Raw genomic sequence first — 561 nt, forward strand, 5'->3', positions numbered from 1 at the left:
GCATGACCGGTAGCTGGGCGGGGGCCATGGGCCACACCCAGTTCATCCCAACATCTTACCTGCAATTTGCGGTTGACTACACTGGCGACGGACGGCGCGACATCTGGTCTGAAGACCCCAGCGATGCTTTGGCCTCTGCAGCCGCTTACCTGCAACGCAATGGCTGGCAGCGCGGGCTTGGCTGGGGCTCTGAATCAAGCAATGGATCTCTCCAGCCACAGCCCGGTGGCCCACGCTTTGCCACCACGCGCAATTTCAATGTGATCAAGCGCTATAACAACTCGGACGCCTATGCGATTGGCGTGGGGCATTTGTCCGACCGCATTCGCGGCGGTGGTCCCTTGCGGACGGCGTTCCCGCCCGATGCCAACGGCCTGACAAAAGCTGATCGTGTGCGCCTGCAAAAGCGCCTTACTGCGCGTGGTTTCGACACCCAGGGCGCGGATGGTGTGATTGGTCGCGACACGGAGGCTGCAATCCGCGCCTACCAAGAAAGCCGCGGTCTTCCTGTGACAGGCACTCCATCGCAAGGGTTGCTTCAAAGCCTGTAGCAGTGCGGCG

Annotated in this window: 1 protein-coding gene; it reads left to right on the forward strand. The window is 61.5% G+C overall.

Translation table 11 applies throughout. The features are described 5' to 3' along the window. Window positions 1–551, forward strand: a 551-nt coding sequence (locus tag XM53_RS22295; RefSeq protein ID WP_144435662.1) for a lytic murein transglycosylase, incomplete at its 5' end; no start/stop codon positions are given. Window positions 552–561 lie beyond the last annotated feature (10 nt).

It is taken from the genome of Roseovarius atlanticus (assembly GCF_001441615.1).
Classification (GTDB): Bacteria; Pseudomonadota; Alphaproteobacteria; order Rhodobacterales; family Rhodobacteraceae; genus Roseovarius; species Roseovarius atlanticus.